The 23226-nt window shown below is 47.5% G+C and carries 19 protein-coding genes; 12 read left to right on the top strand and 7 right to left on the bottom strand.

The genetic code is table 11. The annotated features are described in order from the left end of the window. Positions 1–87 precede the first annotated feature (87 nt). The 11 genes from nuoE (at position 88) to ACJJI3_RS11935 (ending at position 12691) form a co-directional block, all read left to right on the top strand. Entirely contained in the window at positions 88–654 is a 567-nt protein-coding gene (gene nuoE / locus ACJJI3_RS11885; protein ID WP_444935065.1) for an NADH-quinone oxidoreductase subunit NuoE, read from the top strand. Beyond that, on the top strand, positions 632–1906 hold the full coding sequence (gene nuoF / locus ACJJI3_RS11890; RefSeq protein ID WP_444939847.1) for an NADH-quinone oxidoreductase subunit NuoF: 1275 nt from the start codon (positions 632–634) through the stop codon (positions 1904–1906). The genes nuoE and nuoF overlap by 23 nt, the downstream gene beginning before the upstream one ends. 55 nt (positions 1907–1961) lie before the next feature. After that, a complete protein-coding gene (nuoG, locus tag ACJJI3_RS11895) occupies positions 1962–4805 on the top strand; it encodes an NADH-quinone oxidoreductase subunit NuoG (protein ID WP_444939848.1) in 2844 nt (947 codons plus the stop codon). 2 nt (positions 4806–4807) lie between these two features. Continuing rightward, on the top strand, positions 4808–5764 hold the full coding sequence (nuoH, locus tag ACJJI3_RS11900) for an NADH-quinone oxidoreductase subunit NuoH (RefSeq protein WP_282934030.1): 957 nt from the start codon (positions 4808–4810) through the stop codon (positions 5762–5764). Between the two features lie 31 nt (positions 5765–5795). After that, a complete protein-coding gene (gene nuoI / locus ACJJI3_RS11905) occupies positions 5796–6314 on the top strand; it encodes an NADH-quinone oxidoreductase subunit NuoI (protein WP_282934031.1) in 519 nt (172 codons plus the stop codon). A 37-nt stretch (positions 6315–6351) separates the two neighbouring features. Then, positions 6352–6861, top strand: coding sequence for an NADH-quinone oxidoreductase subunit J (gene nuoJ / locus ACJJI3_RS11910; RefSeq protein WP_413664586.1), 510 nt, complete (start codon positions 6352–6354; stop codon positions 6859–6861). A 4-nt stretch (positions 6862–6865) separates the two neighbouring features. Continuing rightward, the gene (nuoK, locus tag ACJJI3_RS11915; protein ID WP_413664585.1) at positions 6866–7183 is read left to right on the top strand and encodes an NADH-quinone oxidoreductase subunit NuoK; all 318 of its coding nucleotides are present in this window, start codon (positions 6866–6868) and stop codon (positions 7181–7183) included. 1 nt (position 7184) lies between these two features. Further along, positions 7185–9023, top strand: coding sequence for an NADH-quinone oxidoreductase subunit L (nuoL, locus tag ACJJI3_RS11920; RefSeq protein WP_444939849.1), 1839 nt, complete (start codon positions 7185–7187; stop codon positions 9021–9023). Continuing rightward, positions 9020–10618 carry an NADH-quinone oxidoreductase subunit M gene (gene nuoM / locus ACJJI3_RS11925; protein ID WP_444936567.1) on the top strand — a complete coding sequence of 533 codons (1599 nt, stop codon included), beginning with the start codon at positions 9020–9022 and terminating at the stop codon, positions 10616–10618. Before nuoL ends, nuoM begins: the two co-directional genes overlap by 4 nt. Then, on the top strand, positions 10615–12159 hold the full coding sequence (locus tag ACJJI3_RS11930) for an NADH-quinone oxidoreductase subunit N (RefSeq protein ID WP_444939850.1): 1545 nt from the start codon (positions 10615–10617) through the stop codon (positions 12157–12159). Before nuoM ends, ACJJI3_RS11930 begins: the two co-directional genes overlap by 4 nt. Positions 12160–12232: 73 nt before the next feature. Beyond that, positions 12233–12691, top strand: coding sequence for a hypothetical protein (locus ACJJI3_RS11935; RefSeq protein WP_282934036.1), 459 nt, complete (start codon positions 12233–12235; stop codon positions 12689–12691). 115 nt (positions 12692–12806) lie between these two features. Here ACJJI3_RS11935 and ACJJI3_RS11940 read toward each other — a convergent pair whose 3' ends face one another. The 6 genes from ACJJI3_RS11940 to ACJJI3_RS11965 form a co-directional block, all read right to left on the bottom strand. Continuing rightward, on the bottom strand, positions 12807–15284 hold the full coding sequence (locus tag ACJJI3_RS11940) for a TonB-dependent receptor plug domain-containing protein (protein WP_444939851.1): 2478 nt from the start codon (positions 15282–15284) through the stop codon (positions 12807–12809). Positions 15285–16050: 766 nt separating this feature from the next. Further along, on the bottom strand, positions 16051–16758 hold the full coding sequence (locus tag ACJJI3_RS11945; protein WP_444939852.1) for an aspartate/glutamate racemase family protein: 708 nt from the start codon (positions 16756–16758) through the stop codon (positions 16051–16053). 181 nt (positions 16759–16939) lie between these two features. Beyond that, entirely contained in the window at positions 16940–17761 is an 822-nt protein-coding gene (locus tag ACJJI3_RS11950) for an MBL fold metallo-hydrolase (RefSeq protein ID WP_282934039.1), read from the bottom strand. A 166-nt stretch (positions 17762–17927) separates the two neighbouring features. Beyond that, positions 17928–18431, bottom strand: a complete 504-nt coding sequence (locus tag ACJJI3_RS11955; RefSeq protein ID WP_444939853.1) for a protein disulfide oxidoreductase — start codon at positions 18429–18431, stop codon at positions 17928–17930. Between the two features lie 15 nt (positions 18432–18446). Beyond that, positions 18447–19073 carry a thioredoxin family protein gene (locus ACJJI3_RS11960; RefSeq protein ID WP_444939854.1) on the bottom strand — a complete coding sequence of 209 codons (627 nt, stop codon included), beginning with the start codon at positions 19071–19073 and terminating at the stop codon, positions 18447–18449. A gap of 2 nt (positions 19074–19075) precedes the next feature. Next, complete coding sequence (locus ACJJI3_RS11965) at positions 19076–21106, bottom strand: protein-disulfide reductase DsbD family protein (RefSeq protein ID WP_444939855.1); 2031 nt, start codon at positions 21104–21106, stop codon at positions 19076–19078. A gap of 134 nt (positions 21107–21240) precedes the next feature. On the opposite strand from ACJJI3_RS11965, the gene ACJJI3_RS11970 reads away from it, so the two are divergent. Further along, positions 21241–22098, top strand: coding sequence for an alpha/beta hydrolase (locus ACJJI3_RS11970; protein WP_444939856.1), 858 nt, complete (start codon positions 21241–21243; stop codon positions 22096–22098). 31 nt (positions 22099–22129) lie between these two features. Here the strand turns inward: ACJJI3_RS11970 and ACJJI3_RS11975 are convergent, their stop codons facing one another. Beyond that, on the bottom strand, positions 22130–23158 hold the full coding sequence (locus tag ACJJI3_RS11975; protein ID WP_444892920.1) for a glycosyltransferase family 4 protein: 1029 nt from the start codon (positions 23156–23158) through the stop codon (positions 22130–22132). Positions 23159–23226 lie beyond the last annotated feature (68 nt).

The following is a 23226-nucleotide window of genomic DNA, read 5'->3' on the forward strand; positions in this document are numbered from 1 at the left end:
AAATACACCCAGCGTTTCAGTCATCGCACACACAGATGGCAGCAGCGCCTCAATGAAACCTCCGCAAGTTCTATCTCGGGGGCGACTATGTCCAGCTTACTAGAACCGGAATTGATTGAAGTAATGGAGCAAGGCAATAGCAATTCAGCAGACAACCTGGCGACCTTAACAGTACAAGAAAAAGAGGAAATTGATCAGGAAGCCACCCACTACCACGAAAAAACTTCAGTGGGGCTCGAGGCGTTGCGGATTGTACAGAAACATCGCGGCTGGATTTCCGATGAGAGCCTCCAGGCAATTTCCAATTATCTGGATATTCCCGTTGCAGAACTTGAGAGTGTCGCCACCTACTTCCAGTTGATTTTCCGCCAACCAGTAGGCAAGGAAGTGATCTACCTGTGCAAAAGCTCCAGCTGCTGGATTATGGGTTGCGATAATTTGCAGAAAAAAATATCTGAGCGCTTAAATATCCAGCCTGGAGAGACCTCCGAAGATGGGATTTTCACCCTGCTGGAAACGCCCTGCCTGGGAGATTGTGACAAAGCCCCAGTCCTTATGCTCGGCGAGGAGATGCACCGCCATTTGGATGAGAAAGGTATTGATGAATTAATCGATAAGAAGAAAAAATACCATGCTGACAAATCCACTGACTAAGAATATTTCCAGTGAAAATATTGCCGCCACTATTGAGCAATATGTGGAAAACGACGGCTACCAGGGCTGGCGCAAAGCCATCACCATGGTACCGGACGATATTATCAACGAAGTAAAAGATGCAGGCCTGCGCGGACGCGGTGGAGCGGGGTTTAACACTGGGCTGAAGTGGAGTTTTGTGCCTAGGGGTGAAGATTCGCCCAAGCAAAAGTACGTTGTCTGTAACGCCGATGAAATGGAGCCCGGCGCCTTCAAAGACCGATTGCTAATGGAGCGAGACCCCCACCTCCTTCTTGAGGGAATGGCTATAGCCGCCTATGCCATTGGCGCCTCTCACGCCTATATTTTTATTCGTGGTGAATACCACCTGGCTGCAAAGCGGCTCGAACAGGCAATCGATGAAGCCAAGCAGCAGGGCATGATTGGAGAAAATATTTTCGACAGTGGCTTTAATCTGGAGATCTGTCTGCACCGCAGCGCCGGTAACTATATCTGTGGTGAAGAAACCGCACTGCTAAACGCCCTTGAAGGCAAGCGGGCCATTCCCCGTGCCAAGCCCCCCTTTCCACAGGTCAGCGGGCTTTGGGGCAAACCCACCGTCGTTAACAATGTAGAGACCTTGTGCAACCTTCCCCATTTAATTAGCCACGGCGTGGAGTGGTACAAAAACCTTAGCCGGGGTGACGATGCGGGAAGCAAAATATTTGGTGTTAGCGGCAAGGTTAATAATCCAGGGGCTTGGGAACTCCCAATGGGGACGCCCATTCGCGAAATTATTGAACAACATGCCGGTGGCATGAAAGATGGCCTGCAACTGAAGGGCATTCTTCCCGGTGGAGGATCGACCGACTTCCTCGGCCCGGACCACCTCGATCTTCCCATGGATTACGACGTTATCGGCAAGGCCGGCAGCCGTATGGGGACCGGCACGATCACTGTGCTCGACGATAAAACCTGCCCCGTTGGCTTGGTACTGAACTTGACCCAGTTCTTTGCGCGGGAATCCTGTGGCTGGTGCACCCCCTGCCGGGACGGCTTGCCCTGGGCGGTCAAAATTCTGGAGAGAATAGAGTCTGGCCAGGGGACTAAAGAAGACTTGGAACTCCTCAGGGAACAGTGCGAGCGTATTGGCCCCGGCAATACCTTTTGCGCCCTGGCTCCCGGCGCTGCAGAGCCTATACAAAGTGCGTTAAAACTCTTTGAACAGGATTTTATCGACCATATTGAAGGCGGTTGTTGCCCCTACCAATAAATTAGCGCGACAACCCTGCCCCTGAAAGCATTAATAAAAAGAAAATGGATTTCAAATGCCAACCATCACAATAGACGGTAATAAATACCAGGTTGATGGAGATCAAAACCTGCTCACTGCCTGCCTGTCCCTGGGTTTGAATGTCCCCTATTTTTGCTGGCACCCCGCCATGGGTTCTGTTGGCGCCTGCCGCCAATGTGCGGTTATCGAGCATAAGGACAGCGAAGATCAACGGGGCCGGTTGATTATGAGCTGTATGACGCCGATAAAAGACGGCGGTATTTACAGTGTCAGTTTGGAAGCCGCGAAAGATTTTCGCGGTTCTGTGATAGAAGACTTGATGACCAACCACCCTCACGATTGCCCGGTTTGTGAGGAGGGCGGCGAGTGCCACTTACAGGATATGACTGAAATGTCCGGTCATACCATGCGCCGCTATCAGGGTACCAAGCGCACCCACCGAAACCAGTATCTCGGCCCCTTTATCAATCACGAAATGAATCGCTGTATTACCTGCTATCGATGTGTCAGGTTCTATCACGACTATGCCGGCGGCGAGGATTTGCAAGCACTGGGTCGCAATCACCAGGTCTTTTTTGGCCGCAATACCGAGGGCATGCTGGAAAATGGTTTTAGTGGGAACCTTGTCGAAGTGTGCCCCACCGGAGTATTTACCGATAAGACCTTCAGCCAGCACTTTGTCCGAAAATGGGATTTGCAAACAGCTGCCTCAGTCTGTGAACACTGTGCCGTGGGTTGCAACACCGCGCCTGGAGCGAGGGAATCCGGCAACAACCAAGACCCGATGTTGCGCCGTGTGGTCAACTTATATCACCACGATATCAACGGCTATTTTCTCTGCGATCGGGGGCGCTTTGGATACGAATATGTCAACAGTAAGAGCCGGATAACCCAAGTACTTTCTGCGCGCAAAGATGATGTGATTAGCTCTACAGCAGAAACTGATGAACGTTTGCACAAAGAGGTTTCTCCCAAGGACGCGGTGTTCTCACTTTCAGAAAAACTCGCATCTGCGCAAAGAGGTGAGCATCACTTAATAGGCATAGGTTCACCCAGGGCATCATTGGAAAATAACTTCGCCCTATTAAAGTTTGTAGGGCGGGATAACTTCTTCTCTGGCCTCAACCAGCGGGATATGCAGCTACTACACCTTGTCGATAGAATTCAGAGCGATGCCAATATCCACAGCCCGACCATCCCTGAGATAGAAAATTCAGATGTTGTATTGATACTCGGAGAAGATATCTACAACACAGCCCCCAGGGTTGCCCTGGCAGTTCGCCAAGCAGCACGGAGCCGCCAAAAAGAACAAGCTGAATCATTAAGAATACCCTTGTGGCAGGATGCTTCTGTTCGACAATTAGAGGGTGAACCCAGCCCGATTATTTTTATCGGCACCGAACTCAATCAGATCTCAGATATTACCTGTAAAGCGATCTATACCCTGCCGGAACAGGCTGCCCAAATCGGCCAGGCAATTGCCAATAATATTCTGGAGGTTAAAAGCAACAAAACTTCACTGAATGCAGAGAATCTGGAGGAAGCTGAAAGAATCTCTGCAATATTAACTGCGGCCAAGAACCCAGTGATCATCTCTGGAACCAGCAGCAAAAATATCCACCTTACCCACAGCGCAGCCAAAATCGCCAGTGCACTGGCAGAAAAAAATGGCAAACCTACTTCTCTATACTTGTGTTGTGAAGAGGCTAATAGCTTAGGAGTTATTCAACTGTTTGAGCCCGAAACCGGTTCCCTTGAGCAACTGATCACTGAACTCAAGAATGACAAAACCAATATCGATAAAACCCTAGTGATTCTGGAGAATGACCTCTCCTTAAGAATCGCGAGTGAAGAGTTAAACAGTCTGTTTGCCAGCGTCGACCATATCATTCTGCTGGACACCCTGCTCAATGAAACCGCCAAACATGCCGACTTAATCTTTCCTGTATCCGCAACGGCCGAATCCCAAGGGACATTTGTTAACAATACTGGTTTGGCACAGCGATTTTATGCGGTCTATGAAGGCACTGGCTATATCCAGGAGAGCTGGCGCTGGCTGGTAGATGCCGCTGGTTTTTGCACAGAACACTCCGAGAGTATCGACACTATTATCAATTGGAATCACTGCCCGGATATCACCGATTCCCTAGCGGAAAGTGTTTCTTCACTCAAGGTCATCAAAGATTTAGGGCCGGATGAAAACTTCCGGATTGACGGGCTCAAGGTTGCTCGACAGACCGCTCGCTACAGTGGGCGCACGGCTATTCACGCAGAGCAACATGTCTCAGAGGAGCCCCCACACCAAGACCCCGATGCTCCCATGAGCTTTAGCATGGAAGGTGTGCACAATCCGAACCGATCACCGCTGCAAGCCAATATCTGGTCTCCCGGATGGAACTCCAACCAATCAATTTTCAAGTTTCAGCAGGAAGTGGGTGGCGAACGCCGTGGTGGTGCCTCGGGTAAATATATCCAGCGGCGAGAGCAAGCACTATCGGAGTGGTCCTTGCCCATAGCCTCCGATGGCGATACAGATAGCGATAACCACAGTCTAGCGACACTGCCGATTTACCGAATGTTTGGTTCGGAAGAGCTCAGTAACCGCGCAATGGCCATCGCTAAAGTGATCGATAAGCCATTCTTTACTTTAAATCGCGGTGATGCCGAAAGTGCCAACCTCAACCAGGGAGACACAGTGGCGTTAGACACCAATAGCGGTGTTTTCCGGGGCAGTGTGGTTATCTCCGATAGCCAACCTTCGGGCAGCCTGGGTGTGCCCTATGGTCTTCCAGGGCTTGAAACTCTTTCCCCCGTATTACCGGGTGGCGCCAATCTGTTGCCAGTGGAAGAAAGCTCCGCAATCGGGCAAGAGGACTAATTATGAGCACAAATATCTGGATCATATTGCTCAATATTTTCGGCGTATTGATAGTTACCGTGCTGCTAGCAGCCATTTTAACTTGGGGCGAGCGCCGCCTATTGGGCTTTTGGCAAGATCGCCCGGGCCCTAACCGGGTAGGGAAATTTGGCACCCTGCAAGTTATTGCAGATATGATCAAGCTGTTCTTCAAGGAAGACTTCACTCCGAAATTTGCAGATATTCCCGTATTTGTACTGGCACCCACTGTAGTTATGGCAACCATGTTGATTGCCTTTGCCGTAGTGCCCATATCGCCCAATATTGGGGTCACCGACCTGAATATCGGTTTACTGTTTGTGCTGGCTATGAGTTCTATTGCGGTCTATAGCGTAATTCTTGGGGGATATGCATCAAATAATAAATATGCTCTGCTCGGAGGGCTAAGGGCTGCCGCTCAAACCGTGTCCTATGAAGTATTTATGGGTTTGAGCCTGATGGGCGTTGTTATGCTTTCTGGCAGTTTCAATCTGCGCGAGATTGTTAATGCCCAGGCAGATGGTTGGTTTATCATCCCTCAATTCCTTGGTTTTATTGTTTTCTTTATTGCCGGTATTGCCGAGAGCCGCAGAACTCCATTTGATCTTCCGGAAGCTGAGCACGAACTGACAGCGGGATTCCATACCGAATACTCCGGTATGAAGTTCGGCATGTTCTTTGTGGGTGAATACCTGGCAGTAATCCTAATTTCAGCACTAATCACCACCCTGTTTCTCGGTGGATGGCACGGCCCCCTACTGCCCCCATTTATCTGGTTTTGCCTGAAGACTGCCATTCTGGTTGGTGTGTTTATTCTGTTAAGGGCGGCGATTCCACGCCCCCGCTACGACCAATTAATGAAATTTGGCTGGAAGGTCATGCTACCTCTGGCCCTGATCAACCTACTGGCTACCGCAGCGGTACTTTTGTGGACAGCCTAGAAAATTAAAATAAGCGTGCGAGGCCAAAGAAATGATTTCAAGCCAGATTCGCAGCATGTGGTTGGTATTTAAACACCTGTTCCGGAAGAACGTTACCGTACAATACCCTGACCAAAAGCCCTACCTGGCACCCAGATATCGTGGCAGGATCGTGCTCACCCGAGATCCCAACGGTGACGAGCGCTGCGTTGCCTGTAATCTCTGTGCCGTTGCCTGCCCTCCTGATTGTATTTCACTACAAAAAACAGAAGATCCAGACGGCCGCTGGCGTCCCGAATATTTTCGTATCAACTTTTCCCGCTGCATTATGTGTGGGCTTTGTGAAGATGCCTGCCCAACCTATGCCATTCAGCTAACACCTGACTTTGAGATGTGCGAGTACGATCGGCAAAACATGGTGTACGAAAAGGAAGATCTTCTAATCAGTGGCCCCGGTAAGTATCACGACTACAGCTTTTATCAAATTGCAGGAAAGGCCATCTCAGGTAAGGACAAGGGCGAAGCTCAAAATGAGGCCGAGCCCATTAATGTAAAAAGCCTAAATCTCTGATTTCAATAAGGCTAATAACTAAAAAGAGGTTTTCCCAGTGAATTACATTTTCTACTTAACCGCTGCGGTTGCCATTGTCTCAACCGCCATGGTTATCTTTCACAAGAACGCGGTCCACGCGCTACTTTATCTTGTCACTTCACTTTTATCGGTTGCCGTTATTTTCTACCAGTTTGGCGCCCCCCTGGCGGCAGCTTTGGAAGTTATTATTTATGCCGGCGCAATCATGGTATTGATTATTTTTGTCATCATGATGCTCAATCAGGGAGACGCTTCAGTTGCACAGGAGCAAGCCTGGTTACAACCCCACACCTGGATTGGCCCAGCCCTTCTATCAGCCATTTTGTTAATCCAGCTACTTCTGCTGGTTAGTAGCGGGCAAATTCCTTCAGAGCAAACCTATCACTATATCGGGCCCAAACAGGTCGGTATTGCACTTTTTAGCCATTACGTTCTCGCTGTCGAACTGGCTTCAATGCTGCTTTTAGCGGGGCTTGTTGGAGCTTTTCACCTCGCCCGACACAGAAGAACAGTTAAACCGGAGTGAAGCTATGCCTATCGAATCTGCACCTGGTTTGGAGGCTGGCGTGCTGTTGGCCTCCATTCTATTTTGCTTGGGGTTAGCCGGATTACTCATCCGAAGAAATATTATTTTTATGCTGATGAGTATTGAAATTTGCACCAATGCCGCAGCATTAATGTTTGTTGTCGCCGGCGCACACTGGGGCAATGCTGATGGGCAGGTGATGTTTGTTTTTGTTGTCACCCTGGCCGCTGCCGAAGTAGCCATTGCACTGGCGCTAGTCTTGCAATTTTATTATCGCAAACACACGGTCGATATTGACCAGCTCAATGGATTGAGGGGTTAATATGAACGGATCACTTGCCTGGATACCATTGCTTCCCTTTCTTGGTTTCCTAACCCTCATCAGCATTCCACTCTTTACACAAAAGGAGCCCTCACAAAAGTTAGTGAGTCTGATTGGGGTGGGCAGTGTGGGAATCGCAGCGATTCTGGTTTTTAACCTCGCACTCTCCACCTTTCTGGGCAACCCGGAATCGGTCGTTACGCTGTCAGTTTGGCAGTGGATGCGAGTATCTGACCTCCAACTCGGCTTCACCTTTCATGTGGACTGGCTAACCCTGGTAATGCTGATGATCATTACCGGAGTGGGCTTCCTTATTCACTTATACTCAGCCGGATATATGCGTGAAGATCCGGATTTCCGCCGCTACTTTTCCTACCTGAATCTATTTGTCTCTGCCATGTTAATTCTTGTAATGGCGGACAACCTGGTACTTCTCTATCTGGGATGGGAAGGCGTTGGTCTTTGTTCCTACTTGCTCATTGGCTTTTGGTATAAGGACCCTGCAAACGGCGCGGCCGCGCAGAAAGCATTTATCGTCACCCGGGTCGGCGATACCGCCATGGCGATCGGCTTGTTCCTGCTGTTCTTTGAGTTCTCAACACTAAATATACCGGAGCTCATCACAGCGGCAGGGAATCCCGAGGTCAATACTCAAATTGTCACTATCGCTATGCTGCTGTTACTGGGTGGCGCTGTGGGTAAGTCAGCACAGATTCCACTCCAGACCTGGCTCCCCGATGCGATGGCAGGCCCCACTCCCGTCAGCGCCCTTATCCACGCTGCCACCATGGTGACGGCCGGGGTCTACTTGATCGCCCGCATGCACCCGCTTTATCAGCTGTCTGGAACCGCCATGACAGCTGTAGCCATTGTCGGCGCTTTGACTCTATTAATCTCCGGATTCAGTGCTATCGCACAAAGTGATATCAAACGGGTCCTGGCCTATTCAACCATCTCCCAGATTGGATATATGTTCCTGGCCCTGGGTGTCGGTGCCTGGTCAGGAGCCATCTTCCATTTGATGACCCACGCCTTCTTCAAGGCTCTGCTCTTCCTCTCCGCAGGGTCAGTAATCCTGAGCGTACATCACGAGCAGAATATCTTTGCCATGGGCGGCCTCTATCGCAAAATCCCCTTTACCTTTATCTGCTTTACTATCGGTTGCGCCTGCCTGGCAGCGCTCCCATTTACGTCCGGTTTCTACAGCAAAGATCATATTTTGCTCAGCGCTTATGAATATCATCAAGGAGTAAACCTGCTTTGGCTTGCCGGTCTATTAGGTGCGCTGGTCACAGGGATTTATAGCTTCCGGGTTCTGTTTCTTGCATTTCTGGGCAGTGAGGGCAGCGCTTCCTCACACTGTAAAGACGCCAATAACACGGTGATGATGCTTCCCTTGGGCCTCCTCGCTGTACTTGCCCTATTTGGTGGAATTCTCGCTCCACCTCTCCAGGGAGTCTTTGGCACCCCAACCGACGAACACCACTCCTGGGTCATTGAAGCTATTGCCATTGCCATGCCACTGATCGGCCTGTTTATCGCCTGGAAAATGTTCCTATTCGAGAAGAAGGTTGGGGAGCAGCGCTCTCCACTAATGCAGTTTTGGTTTAAGGGATGGGGGTTTGACTGGGTCTATGACCGGGTCTTTGTAAGACCTTTTAAATTTATCACCGCCCTTAACCACAAAGATATTATCGACAGCATCTACAAGGGTACCGCTTCGCTGAGTGCACATCTAAATAACGCCCTCAGCTCTTCACAAAATGGCCAAATACGTTGGTACCTGGCCACCTTTGTAGCCGGATCAATTTTATTCCTAGCCCTGTTGGTGGCTCTATGACATTACTGGCAATAATTATAATTTTATTTGTTGGGGGAATATTAGCCTGGCTGGCAGAGAGATATCTCTATGAAGGGGGGCGCTTAATCAGCCTGGTTTCCCTGATAATCGCATCCCTGCTCTTGATCAGCTATTTCCCCCAGGCAGAGTCCACAGCTGTTACAGGTGACAGTCAGTGGTGGGATAGCCTTTTGATATCGTGGATACCCAGGTTTGGGATCAGCTTCCATCTGGCGATTGATGGACTCAGCTTTCTTATGCTGCTACTGACAATGGGGATGGGAATCTTTGGGTTAGTAATGACCTGGAATGATGTCACCTTCCGGCGCGGCTTCTTTTATTTTAACTACCTGTGGACACTGGCCGGTATTGTCGGTGTGTTTACCGCTATCGACCTGTTTTTATTCTTTTTCTTCTGGGAAGTCATGCTGATTCCCATGCTGCTGTTGATTGCAGTTTGGGGCTATGAGGGCAGAGTCTACGCTGCGATAAAGTTCTTTATTTTCACCCAGGCAAGCAGCTTGTTAATGCTGATTGCCATCGTTGCCTTGGCATTTATCCACTATCGGAATAGCGGACAACTGACCTTTAACTATATGGATTTGTTGGGTGCTCAACTGTCTGCAACAGCAGCTTATTGGTTAATGCTCGGTTTTTTTATTGCCTTTATCGTCAAGTTGCCAGCGCTGCCCTTCCATACCTGGTTACCTGACGCCCATACCCAGGCCCCTACTGCCGGCAGTATTCTGCTGGCAGCGATTCTATTGAAAACAGGAGCCTATGGTTTATTACGCTTTACACTGCCCTTATTCCCGGAGAGTTCACAAGCTTTTGCACCGGTTGCAATGACCATTGGAGCCATCAGTGTGGTCTACGGCGCATCGCTGGCATTCGCTCAGAAGGATATGAAAAGACTTGTGGCCTATTCCAGTGTGAGCCATATGGGATTTGTTCTATTGGGGCTCTACGCGCTGAATACTATCGCCCTGCAGGGCGCAGTGATGCAAATGATCGCCCACGGCTTGAGTACTGCTGCTCTCTTCGCATTAGTAGGCGCACTACAGCATCGTCTCCATACTCGGGATATGAGCCAGCTCGGTGGTGTCTGGCCTCTTCTGCCAAAGCTATCCGCCGTTGCACTCTTCTTTGCCATCGCCTCTCTGGGACTGCCTGGACTGGGTAATTTTGTTGCCGAATTCCTGGTGCTTGTTGGTAGCTTTAAAGCTAATCACTGGTTAACGGTTATTGCAGCAATTGGGCTAATTGGAGCAGCACTCTATGCACTATTAATGATGCAGCGTGTCTTCTTTGGCAAGTTTAATGACAAATTGAAACCCGCTACAGAGGGAAAAACTGTCAGTGATCTAAGCCTCAGGGAGATCTCTGCGCTTCTTTCACTGGCGGTGCTTCTCGTGATCTTCGGGCTCCGCCCCCAGCCTATCTTTGATATCGCCGAGCCTACGATTGCTAAATCAATGCAAAAATTTCAGGCCCCTGAAAATGAAGAAGTCGTTATAGAAAAGACAGGGCCGGAAACTTCAGCAAGCTTATCCTCTCCTACTGCTAAAAGCGCTAATACAGGTACATCTCTATGAGTGCCCAAGAACTATTTTCTATCCTACCGCTTTTACTGATTAGTGCCGGTATTGTAATTTTGCTGCTCCAAGTATCCTTCTGGAGAAATCATGCGGGCGCTCTGGTTACAACTCTTATCACTTTGGTAGCCGCTATCATTGCCTGTTTCTGGGTTGGAGCCACCCTATCGGGCAATAACGGGTCCATTCAAGTGACTGCCCTACTCTCGATTGACTACAACTCATTGTTCTTCTGTCTGCTGATATTAGTTACCGCCATAGCCGTCAGCGTTATGGGATACAACTACTTAAAACTTCGGTGTGACCTGAATAGAAACCCGGATAGCTATCCAGAAGAGTTTTATATACTACTTTTACTTGCCATTTTGGGAGCAAGCACCCTGGTATTTGCCAGCCATTTTGCCACCTTTTTCCTCGGTATAGAGTTAATTAGCCTCGCACTTTATCCACTGTTGGGATTTGCGGTTACTGGCAATTTATCCTCAAGTAAAGATCAAGTAAATTCCCTGGAATCTGCCTTTAAATACTTAATCCTTTCAGCACTTTCTACCGCTCTCGGGCTATTCGGTATCGCATTAATTTATGCGGCGTCTGGGGCACTGGACTTTGGCAGTATCGCTACACGTATACAGGATCTTTCACAGACTTCTGCTCTTTTTGCAACCGGCGCCACTCTGCTGATCATTTCTGTTGCTTTCAAGTTATCACTGGTTCCATTTCATATCTGGACACCCGATGTATTCCAGGGCGCACCTACGCCTACGACGGCGTTGATCGCCACAGTGGGAAAAACAGCCGTAATTGCCTTTCTGTTGCGATTCTTTAATACCTTAAATCTCTACCAGAGCCCTATTCTTATTGACTTGCTGTCAATCGCAGCCATAGCCAGCATGCTGATCGGAAATTTATTGGCCCTGATGCAAAACAATATCAAAAGGCTGCTGGCCTACTCCTCAATCGGCCATATAGGCTATTTAATTGTGGCGTTTATCATCGGCAATAGCGCGTTTGGTACAGAGGCAGTTATTTATTACATGGTCGCCTATGTCATTACTACACTAGGAGCCTTTGCAATTGTTGGCCTGATAGCCGATTCAGTGGAGGCCGCCCAACTAACCCATGGAACAAATGTCAGTGACGTGACCGACAGTGCAGATGATCCCTATCACAGAGACTTTTACCGGGGATTACTCTGGCGTAGTCCATGGCTGGCGAGCTGTCTTGCTCTAATGCTGTTATCTCTGGCTGGAATTCCCTTAACTATTGGGTTTATTGGGAAGTTTTACATCTTTACCGCAGGTGTTGAAGGAAAAATGTGGGCTCTTCTCGCTGGTGTGGTTATTGGTAGTGCATTGGGCCTCTTCTATTACCTTCGTCTTCTACTTACGATGGTACAAAGAGATGCCATTGACACTAGCAGTAACAGCGAAACGTTACAAATTACCACTTCAGGGCAGTTTTTAATCGCAACTCTCGCTGCCGTACTGGTTTTTTTCGGAATATTTCCACAGGTCCTTATTAACTGGATAAATGCTATATAAAGTAGAGAGCGAGTGCTGATGTAAAAATATTTTAAAGCCCAGGCAATAGCCTGGTCATCAGAGGGTACTTACTATGAAGACTTTCAAACAAGCATTTGAAGTCATCAAGGATGCTGAGAGATTTCACCTGGAAATGGCAGCTGTTTACGAGACCTTACTGGACAAATCAGAGGACTACCGAACCCAATTGCTATTAAAACACATGCTTGAGCATGAGCAGAGAATGGCGAAAAACCTGCAGAACTACAATGATGTAGCGCAAAATAAGGTGATGAAGACATGGTTGCAATACACCCATGAAGAAAGTGCCAATGACTTTATTCGCCGCCTCAATCTGAGTGATCCACCGACAATTCGTGAAATTAATAATATGGGACGAGAGGTAGATCGCTATTTCTCAGAACTCTATCAGGCGGTGTATGGGGCAATTGAGTCGATGGAGGTGAAAGAGGTGTTTGAAGACCTAAAGCAAATACAAGATAAGGAAAGAATTACCTTATCTATGGCCACAAATTCACTGTGGGATATGTAAAAATCCCGCTACTTACAGCGGGATCTAATCGTCACATAATTCTGCAGTCGGCTAACCCGGTATTAAGAAACCCCAGGTTAGCCAGCTACAAAATTCCAGCTACAGCTGGGATTACTTAGAACTCATACTGCGCTCTTACGTAGTACAGAGCTCCATTGAATCCCATAGGTGCCGTTTCCGGATATTCCGCTCCAGCAACACCGGACCAGGGGTTTTTATCTGGATAGTTGTTGAATACGTTTTCCGCACCTGCGATCAAGGTCATGGAATCATTGAAGTCATAAGCAGCCTCAATATCCACAGTCCACTCATCACCGGCATCAATGGGCAAGCTGTAATCGTCCAAATGTGCTTCCCAGTAGCTACCGTAGTAGTTGAGTCGCACTAAGCCCCGCCAGCTGTCACCACTATGGGTGACAGATGCATTACCGCGCACCTCTGGTAGGCCGTCCTCCAGCTGCCTGATACGCATTTCATCCATGGTATCCGTACTGAAATCGGTAACTTCCGTTTCCGTCCAGTTGAAAGCCAGGTTGAAATCTGTTGCATCACCGAGTGGGTAAGTCGCCACCAAGTCGATACCCTGGGTTTGGGTATCGAAGTCATTGGTGTAGAAACGGAAATATTCAAGGGAATCAGCACCACTGATGCCATCCTGAACCAACTGATCCCGCTCTTCATCAGTCAGTTCCTGGTTAGCAGATTGAGTGATTCGATCTGTTACATCGATGAGGAAGTAATCCAGGGTAATATCCCAATCACCTGCGGCAATAATTGTACCGAAAGTGAAACTCTGAGACTCCTCTGGCTGCAGCTGCTTACCGCCTTTCAATACTGCAATGGGGTTGGTTGCCGGAATAGTTCCCCGGTTAGCCAATGCGCCATTGGTGTAAGCCGTAGTGACATTGGTAATGTTGGACTGACCCGGAGTCGGAGCACGGAAACCGGTGCTCAGCGTAGAGCGCAAGGCAATCACATCGTTGATTGTATAGTGGGCTGACAATTTGAAATTGGAAGTATCTCCGAAATCAGAGAAATCTTCCCAACGCAGTGCCGCACCTAATCGAAGAGCTTCGACGACTTCGAGTTCTAAGTCGGTGTAAAGTGCAATATTATCCCGGTCAAATGTGCCTACAACCTCAGGACCAAAACCAGAGAATCCATTCGAACCAATCAGGAAACCCTGCTCCGCCAGATCACCAACTTGCCAGGAGGCAGTATCACCCTGTTTGACTTCAAACTCTTCTTCACGCCATTCAAAGCCCGTGGCCATGAACAGAGGCATTCCGGCAAGTTCAATGCTCTTAGTCAAATCGATATTGAAGTTGTTTTCTTCCTGTATATAACCACCAGGGCTAAATCTGGTCGGGCTGTCAGGTCCCAGCGTGGCGTTAACGGTGTTGTAGATTACAAAGTCTACTTCGTTGTGACCGGTACTGGCACTTACGTCGTAGCCAATGCCATTTGCAAATTCACCACGAACACCAAATACTGCTGAGTAGTCCTCTAGCTCACCGCCAAAGCGCGGAGTAAATCCGCCTGGGAACATTTCGGTGTATGAGAAGCACTCATCACTAGACTGTGCTTCCTCATGGGTCATGCCAATACAATCATAGATACCATTGCTAGCATCCAGATCACCAATTAAGGGCTCATCATCAAGCGCATAAACGCCGGGACGAGTTTCCGGGTTCCGGAAGTAAAAGCCCCCATCTGTTTCGCGGCTGGCATAGTTACCAAAGGCATACAGCTCAGCAGTATCATTTAGCTCTATGGCACTGTTAACAAAGAACTTGGTGTCGTCATTAACTTCTGGCTGGCCCCAGATCTGCGCAGGATTGGCAACATAGGTATTGCCATCGGCGATCAACTGGGCTGCATCATCCCGCTGCACACTGCGGCTGGTAGAATCCTGCTCACGATACTCAAGGCTGACATTCACAAAACCAGAGTCTGTCAGAGGCAGGCCAAAATTCGCCGCTATCGTACTCTGATCACCATCACCTTCAGCGGTAGTTGCATACTTGGCTTCAACCGTGCCGCCCTCAGCTGCATCCTTTAACTGAAAGTTGATAACGCCGGCAATCGCATCGGAGCCATATTGGGCTGCGGCACCGTCACGCAGGACCTCAACCTGTTTCAGAGCAATCGCCGGAATTGCAGAGATATCTGGCCCCTGGGCACCATCTGAAACACCACTTCCGAGGAAGGAAATGACGGCAGCGCGATGGCGACGCTTACCATTTACCAGAACCAGTGTGCTATCGGGTGGCAGTCCACGCAGGTTTGCAGGGCGAACGATTGAGGCAGCATCAGAAATTGGCTTTGCATTAACGTTGTAGGATGGAACAACGTTTCTAAGCAGGTTACTGAGATCTCCATCACCCTGGTTTACAAATTCTTCTCCGGTCACGATATCGATGGGAGCGGAGGAATCTGTAGCGGAACGCCCTTCAACACGGGTACCGATTGTTATCACTTCCTCAAGGAGTGCATCTTCAGCAAAAGTGGGACTGCTTAATGCAGCAATCGAAGCTGCCAGCAGAGAGGGAGCGCCACAGGCCGTAAGCCAGCGCTTCTTTTTTTCATTCATAGGAGAAATACCCTGTTTTAGTTATCTCTTATTTTCTTCCGAGCCAAATCAACCAGCTTTCACTTAAACCAATTTGTGCGTTACAGCAAAAATAAATTGGCTAATTAAGGTAGTGCTCCAGGAGATCAATAAAAATTTTTTACGCACTTGAAAGCTCGCTTATGCAGAGGGAGGTTACCACCAATACATTCACTGCAAGAAGTGTGACAACCAGAGAAAATGCCAGAAAAACTACAATTTGCAAGAGCAAAAAAGGCAATTTAAAAATTAAGAACGACTAAAAATGTAGATACTGACAAAACTGCCAAAAATAAAATAAATCTAATTAAATAATTAAATTAAATTCTATTACAAGAGGAAGCAAAATAGAGCGCACATACACAAGAAGGGTATATCCCAAATAATAACTTCTACAGAGGACAAATGAAACTTATTTGATGACTTGAGGTAAAAAAACAACCTTAGCCTACCGTAATAAACATGATAAATATCATTTCCACAAACAAATACTGTGAAGATATTTTATCTTGTCAGCTCTAACTCACAGACAAACATCCACAGAAAACCCACTTAACAAAAGAGGTTAATACTAAAAAACTAACGAATATGGGACAAGAAAACCTAACAAGAGTAGATTTGTGTTATAAAAAAACCACCCACTGATACACTTCGAAGCTAGTAGAGTGGCTTTAATGGATGTCACAGTGGAGCATCAGTCTAACTTTTGGTTGACAAAGATATCTCTAAGTAAACCTAGCAACACTATTCAACAATCAAGTGCGAACTTTATTGCGGCTTGAGCGTGAATCTCTGTGGAGTTCATCAGGTGAGTAGAGGTATCCTCTTGCGAAAGCAACATGCAAATCTCTGTACACCCTAGGATCACACCTTCGGCACCTCGATTGGATAGCAAATCCACAACACGAATAAATTCCATTTTTGAACTGTTAAGGACTCTCCCCTTACAGAGCTCTTCGTAAATAACCCTGTGGACTATCTCTCTATCGCTGGGCTCCGGAATCAAAACCTCAATCCCATACTTTTCCTGCATATAGCCACGATAGAAATCTTGCTCCATAGTAAAAGCTGTCGCCAACAAGCCGACGGTCTTTATCCCTCTGTTCTTAAGTGCTTCAGCTGTAGCATCACCAATATGTAAAAAAGGTACATCAATAGTCTCGATAATATCTCCAGCTACTTTATGCATAGTATTAGTGCACAATAAAATGCCCTCAGCACCAGCTTTTTCCAGGCATATTGCCGCCTCAACCAATAGATTACTTGCCTGAGCCCAATCACCCTCCATTTGTAACCGTGCAATTTTTTCAAAATCGACGCTATAAAGTAGAATTTCAGCCGAGTGCAGCCCTCCTAACCTTTGAGCAATTCCTTCATTAATCAGGCGATAATAAATTGCTGTACTCTCCCAACTCATTCCACCCAAAAGGCCAATCTTCTTCATCTTTGAGCTCATCTAATATCCCTTAATACATGTTGCAAATACTAACATGAGAGAGTCGAAAGACTGATTGTAAATTGAGGGCATTCAGGAATAGCGACAACTTAATTAAAAGTACCAATTTATATAAAATCGGTACTCACTTATAAATTACATACGGACGAGATTTAATACTTTTCTTATTCTTAGTGAAAGATCAATAATCAGACACTTCTGTAGGATCAACCCGCATACAAGAAGCTATTAAGTTTCTCTTACTGAAGTTGTAACCGGACACGACACTCATCAAGTTTTCCCTTCCCAATAGCCGGTGGGTAATCTCACCAAGAGGCAATCCTTGCCGGTCCAATTCCCGTGCTTCAGTTGCAAGATTTAACAAATAATCATACTTGGCTTGTAAGCGGATTTTTCCTTTTTCTACAATCCCTCTATGAGGACAAAATATAATATCAAAATCATAGGTGAGCACTTTTTTGATACTGTGCATTAAAGTTGGAATACTTTCATCTTTACGCAATAGCTTTAACTTACTAGCTACATACAGATCAGCAGTGAATATCCACCCTCGATCCTGAACCAGATAACAGGTCATGTCTTTGGCATGCCCTGGTGCGGGGATAACAACTACCTTTTCGCCGGAGAACCTTAAATCTTCCGGTAGTGGCGCAGCTTCCGCACGCCCGGCCCTCCCCCAAATCAGCATCTGTATTGGCGGTATTCGAAAACCTCTCTTTAATATCTCTACTGTCGCCTTAGGGGCTCTTGGCTGTATACCAGTAAGCTTATAAATTGCGCCGGCGTTACCACTATGATCTTCGTGGTGATGGGTGAGGACTAATTGCCGAAAAGGTTTATTTTTTACAAACCACTTGACGTATTTCCACTGGTTACTGGGGCCGGCATCGATAATAGTGTCACCCAACCTATATACAATAAACGTTGTATTGATACCAAAGTCGAAACGGCCGACCCTTTGCGCATCCAGATCTTGATAGTCAAAAGAATCAATAACCGACACGCCACTCTCCAGCGCAAGAGACAGACCTTTAAGGAATTATAGAAGCATATCTATAAGGGCTGTCCTCCCCGGCAATTGAGCAATTTTTACGCCAACCATCGCAGGCTCAGGGAAAGAGAGTTTGATATAAGCTTAAATACGACACAGTGACCTTAATGGTGACAAGCTACTTTGTCATCTTTAAACGCAACTGCAAACCCAACTTGGATGTGGCGCCAGTGGTGACCCAGGCAACGCGCCCGTCAGTGTCGACAATCAGCAAGGTTGGCGTCACTTTAATGCCCCATTGGGCGCTTAAAACACCATATGGATCATTTAGAGAAGGAAAAGCAAGTTTGTGATTCCGCATATATTCAGTAACCACCTCTTCTGTTCCAGATTGCATCGCAACACCAACAACCTGGTAATCCCGAGACAGGTCAGTCACAGCGGGGGAAACTATCCGGCAATAGGGGCACCAGGTTGCCCAAAAATAAATTAATACTGGACCTTTAGAGTACATTTGCTTTAAGTCAATAAGATTTCCCTGCAGCGATTGCCCCTCTAACTGAGGGGCCTGGTTCTCAGGGATATCTCTTTGGTGGAAATAACCCACGGCAGTAACCATTAGTACCGCCAAGGTGATAAATATCAACGCCTGAACCAGGAAGCTATAACGAGCTTTTTCCACCCCAAATAAACTCCTTTAGTACTTCACACTACATCCATAAGCCCGCGACGAAGACTTGGGCACAGCCAGTCCCTTCAGTGAAGCATCCAGTGCAGCAGAAACATAATTGTGTGAACTGCCTAGAACCGCAGGATTGGCTGAGTCATTATCATCAATGGCTCCAGCATATACGACTTCACCCTGAGGATTAATGATAAACATATGCGGAGTAGTTTTAGCTCCATAAGCACGCCCCATAACTCCAGAGGTATCCAGCAAGAAGGGTACGCTTGCGCCGAGGTTATGACTCTGTGCAACTGCCATAGCCTGCTCTGGCTCCAAATAGCCCTGCTTTCCTTTAGCTGAAGAAATAACCGTGAGCCAATTTACTTTCTGTGCTGTATACCTTTTTTGAAGGGACTGCATATTACCACTGCCATAGTGTTTCCTGACATAGGGGCAATCTTTATTAAACCATTCAATAACTAACCATTGGCCTGTGTAATCGGAGAGATTGTGAGTTTTTCCAGCAGCATCCACTACTGAGAATTCTGGCGCTTTTTGTCCAGGAACGGCTGCTGCCAACACAACACTCGGCAACATCAGGAATAAAAGCAAAACTCCTCTAAGTATCGAATTATTCACGTTGAAAAGTAATTTCATAATTAACCATCCTCACTATTAACAGTTAAGAGCTTACTAAACAGTGCTGCAATTAAAGACTCTTGCAGCAGTGGTGGAAGTAACTCTGGTTTTTTCTCTCCTGCAGGATACCATGCATATACAGGTACAGAGTTCCTCCCTAAATCCTGCAAAGCTTGGGTAATTTCAGGGTTATAACGCGTCCAGTCAGCCCGAATTAGAAGCACGTTATTCTTTTTAAATAATGCTTGTACACTTGGGGTATCAAGCACCAGCTTTTTATTTACCTGGCAGGTAATACACCAGGCTGCGGTATAGTCAATAAATACAGGGCGCCCATTATCCAAGGCTTCCGTCAACAGTGCCTTGTCATAACGATGCCAGTCATACGCCATTTCTGCAGGTTGCTCACCACCCTCCATACGGATTGCCGGTAGAGATATTAGCAAAATAGCAGCGACACAAATCAGACCCGCTGCTCCCCCCTTTTTGGAAAAATTTTTTACTAGCCAGATTGCAAGAGTAACAACGAGCAACAGGCTTAAACCGGCCAACCAACCTGAGTCCCCAGCTAGGCGCCCTAAAATCCATAGTAGCCATATCACCGTTGCGTAAAGCGGAAATGCAAGAAACTGACGCAACTTCTCCATCCATGGACCTGGAGCTGGCAGATGCCTCAGTATTACAGGACTTGCACACATCAAAATAAATGGCGCAGCGAGCCCTAAACCGAGGCATAAGAAGATGAGTAGAGCCTGAAGTGGAGGAATCACCACCGCAGCTCCCAGAGCTGCTCCCATAAATGGACCGGTACAGGGGGCGGCAACAAAGACAGCTAAAACACCGGTGGTAAAGGAGCCACGGCTACTGGAACTAGCAAGCCCCATTAATCGGTACCCAAACTCCAAAAAGCCGCTAAAGGATAGGGCCATCAGCCAGAAGAGCATAATTAACCCAATTACCACAACCGGTGACTGAAGTTGAAAACCCCAGCCAACGGCCAACCCTCCCCAGCGTAGAGCCAATAAAGCAAGCCCCAGGGCAAGAAAAGTCACCATAATGCCGGCGCCATATAGGAAAGATTCACGCAAGCGTTCGGCTGGACGATTACCACCGTTAATCAGTCCAAATAGCTTTATGGACAGCACCGGGAAAACACAGGGCATCAGATTCAATAGGATACCGGCAATAAATGCTGACAGGAGTAAAAGCCATATAGAGGTCGCACTCTTCTCAATTTCCACTTGGGATAAGAGGGGGGCAGTGACTTTCCAAGCCCGGCTCGAGTCTGTAATCACAAACTCACTGCTTTCACTAATCTCAGAGCCCGGAAGGCGCTTGAACTTGTAGAGGAGAGTTTCATCTTCGCGCTGAACTTCTGGCTCAGACGCAGAGTACAAGTCACCATTTATGGGGAAAATACTTGGTATTTCATCGCTACGATTCCCACTGAGCTGCAAAGTAATATGCTCACTACCTCGCGCTGAAATGGATACTGGTTGCCACGGGCTCTCACTTTCTCCCCCTGGAAGCCTGTTGGCAAAGTAATTCCTTAACGCCAGATCTGTAGCTGGCCAAGCCGCCTGCTCTGCAACCGGCCGTACAAGGCTCATAGTGGCAAAGCCCGGTATGCAATCCACTTTACAAACCAACCACTCCAGGTCCGCATGCAGGGTCACCTCTTGCGTGCGCTTATCTGGAAGGAGCTGGAACAGGTAGGCAACATTCCCGGAGTACCCTAGGTTAGTAAGATGCTCTACCCGGAGGCGCGTTGGGAATGGCCATTCGATCGGCCCTAATAAAGCGCCCTGAGCCTCCATATCAAACCGGGGAGCCGCCCCTGAATCTCCAGCATTACGCCAATACACATGCCATCCAGGATCTACCTCAAAGTAGAACCCAACCGTCTCTCTCATTCCTTGGCGAAATGTATCAGGTGCCAGCCAACGCACCTTGACGTGATCACCAGATGCCGTCTCCTGTGCTACAGGGAGACCCGCAACCAACAGTAACGTCAAACAGCAGATGTTGATCAGCGTGGTCTTTATTTTCAATGTGATTCTCCTTCTCGCCTAATCAACTGGTACTCCCCCTTTGGGTCAGATACAAGTTACAACATTGGCCTCCCCCATCACAAAACGAAGTCTCACTATACTCCGATCATACCTAACCTAAAGAAGCGCCCAGAATGCCTGCCTTGCAGATAAGTGACGGCCGTATCCTTACTTATGATGACTATGGTGATCCAAATGGCTGGCCTGTGCTTTTCAATCATGGCTTCTCAGATTCGCGACTAATTCGCAATCCTGATAGAGACCTTACCGCATCTCTTGGCGTAAGAATCATCTCTGTAGATCAACCTGGTGTGGGGGGATCATCTCCCCATAGAGGCCGGCGAATGGTTGATTGGGGGGCAGATATCGAAGAACTGGTTAATCGTCTAAATATTGAGACATTTTCGGTAGTCGGCCATTCAGGTGGTGCCCCTCATGCACTTTCTATCGCTAACAAACTTCCCCACAGAGTCTCTAAAATTGCCCTTGCAGCCCCAGTTGCGCCACTGGACTACCCAGGAATGACTGACCTGCTAAAAAACCCGGATATCAGACTTATCGCAAAGATCCATCGTTGGCAATTTCTTACTCGTTGTCTGTGCCGATTAAGTGCATACCAAGCCAATAGCAATATACAAGATTATATTCAGCTCTTTGCAAAGAAAGACGCCTCTGATGCCGCACTGTTTATTCGAGACCCGGCACTTAAGAAAATGTTTGAAGAATCATTTTCTGCTGGAGCAACGCAGCATGGGGAGGGTTTTTTTGAAATGATAATGGCGCTTTGGGATTGGGGGTTTGATCCTCGTGAAATCACCACTTCCACCAAAATATTTTATGGTGATGCCGACGATATAATTGATATTAAAATGCCAGAATATCTCTCAAGTATAATGCCAAATAGCTCAACTCAAAGCTGGCACCAGCTGGGACACTATGCATTTGTTAACAAGTACTGCTGGGTTGAATTGCTCAAGTCAGCTCGCAAGTAAGCCTTGCGAACTTTACGAGCAACGCTTTTATCTAGCCATCAACAGGCAAAGCCTCTACTGCACTTACCGGGACCAGGCTTGAAATAAAATCCTCAGTGGCAACATCCCAGGAATAGGTCCTGGCATGAGTAACACATTCCGATCGGTCCAATAATAGTGCCTTTTCTATGGCCACTTGCAGATTGCTATCCAACGCTCCAACGGGGGCATCACCAATGATATCTTTCGGACCTGTCACAGGGTAGGCGGCAACGGGCAAACCACAGGCTAAAGACTCAAGATTAACCAGACCAAAAGTGTCAGTTACCGAAGGAAATACAAAAACATCTGCAGCGCTGTAGCATTCAGTTAAGTCCTTACCCTCTTTAATTCCCAGATATACCGCCTGTGGAAACTTCCTCTTTAATTCATTGAGTTGAGGACCATCCCCCACGATAACTTTTGTTCCCGGTAACTCAAGAGATAAAAACTTGTCCAGTGATTTTTCCACTGCAACACGCCCTACATTGAGCATGATAGGTCGAGTTAGGCCCTCAAAAAGTTTTGTCTCAACCGGGTGGAATTTTTCTAACTCTACGCCTCTTCGCCAGCGGGTGACACGGGCAATCCCCAAGGTTCGAGCTTCCGCTGCCATACCATCTGTAGTCACCATTGTTTGTGCTGCGGAATTATGAAAGCGACGAAGGAGACCGTGTAACCACTTCAGTGGAACTTTATAGCGAATCGATACATATTCAGAGAGACGGGACAGCCAAGATGTCGTAAAACGCAAATTATTCCGCTTGCAGTAGCCACGAACAGCCCACCCCACAGGACCTTCACTCATAATGTGAATAGCGTCCGGTGAAAAATCCTCAATAATTCGGGCAGCTTTCCCACCAGGAAATACTGCAATTTTCACTTCTTTATAGCCCGGCCAGGGGAAATTAGTAAAATCAGTAGCAGAAACAATTTTTACTTGGTGCCCCCTTGCTATGAGTTCTTTCTCAGTTTTTTCCAGTACTCTGGAAACACCATTTAGTTGCTCCGGATATGTATCCGTAGCAATCAAAATCTTCATATTTTGCACTCTTCAGCTATAGACATTAAACCTCACCTTCCACAGGCAGCCTTGATTTCATATAAAAC

This window comes from Microbulbifer maximicatervae (SeqCode) (genome assembly GCF_052466985.1).

Bases quoted from the DNA above. Each gene is read 5' to 3' on its own strand.
- nuoH (WP_282934030.1), top strand. From the start codon at position 4,808: ATGAGCACAAATATCTGGATCATATTGCTCAATATTTTCGGCGTATTG.
- ACJJI3_RS11945 (WP_444939852.1), bottom strand. From the start codon at position 16,758: ATGAGCTCAAAGATGAAGAAGATTGGCCTTTTGGGTGGAATGAGTTGG.
- ACJJI3_RS11970 (WP_444939856.1), top strand. From the start codon at position 21,241: ATGCCTGCCTTGCAGATAAGTGACGGCCGTATCCTTACTTATGATGAC.
- nuoK (WP_413664585.1), top strand. From the start codon at position 6,866: ATGCCTATCGAATCTGCACCTGGTTTGGAGGCTGGCGTGCTGTTGGCC.
- nuoI (WP_282934031.1), top strand. From the start codon at position 5,796: ATGATTTCAAGCCAGATTCGCAGCATGTGGTTGGTATTTAAACACCTG.
- nuoF (WP_444939847.1), top strand. From the start codon at position 632: ATGCTGACAAATCCACTGACTAAGAATATTTCCAGTGAAAATATTGCC.
- nuoL (WP_444939849.1), top strand. From the start codon at position 7,185: ATGAACGGATCACTTGCCTGGATACCATTGCTTCCCTTTCTTGGTTTC.
- nuoM (WP_444936567.1), top strand. From the start codon at position 9,020: ATGACATTACTGGCAATAATTATAATTTTATTTGTTGGGGGAATATTA.
- ACJJI3_RS11935 (WP_282934036.1), top strand. From the start codon at position 12,233: ATGAAGACTTTCAAACAAGCATTTGAAGTCATCAAGGATGCTGAGAGA.
- nuoG (WP_444939848.1), top strand. From the start codon at position 1,962: ATGCCAACCATCACAATAGACGGTAATAAATACCAGGTTGATGGAGAT.
- ACJJI3_RS11975 (WP_444892920.1), bottom strand. From the start codon at position 23,158: ATGAAGATTTTGATTGCTACGGATACATATCCGGAGCAACTAAATGGT.
- nuoE (WP_444935065.1), top strand. From the start codon at position 88: ATGTCCAGCTTACTAGAACCGGAATTGATTGAAGTAATGGAGCAAGGC.
- ACJJI3_RS11940 (WP_444939851.1), bottom strand. From the start codon at position 15,284: ATGAATGAAAAAAAGAAGCGCTGGCTTACGGCCTGTGGCGCTCCCTCT.
- ACJJI3_RS11960 (WP_444939854.1), bottom strand. From the start codon at position 19,073: ATGAAATTACTTTTCAACGTGAATAATTCGATACTTAGAGGAGTTTTG.
- ACJJI3_RS11930 (WP_444939850.1), top strand. From the start codon at position 10,615: ATGAGTGCCCAAGAACTATTTTCTATCCTACCGCTTTTACTGATTAGT.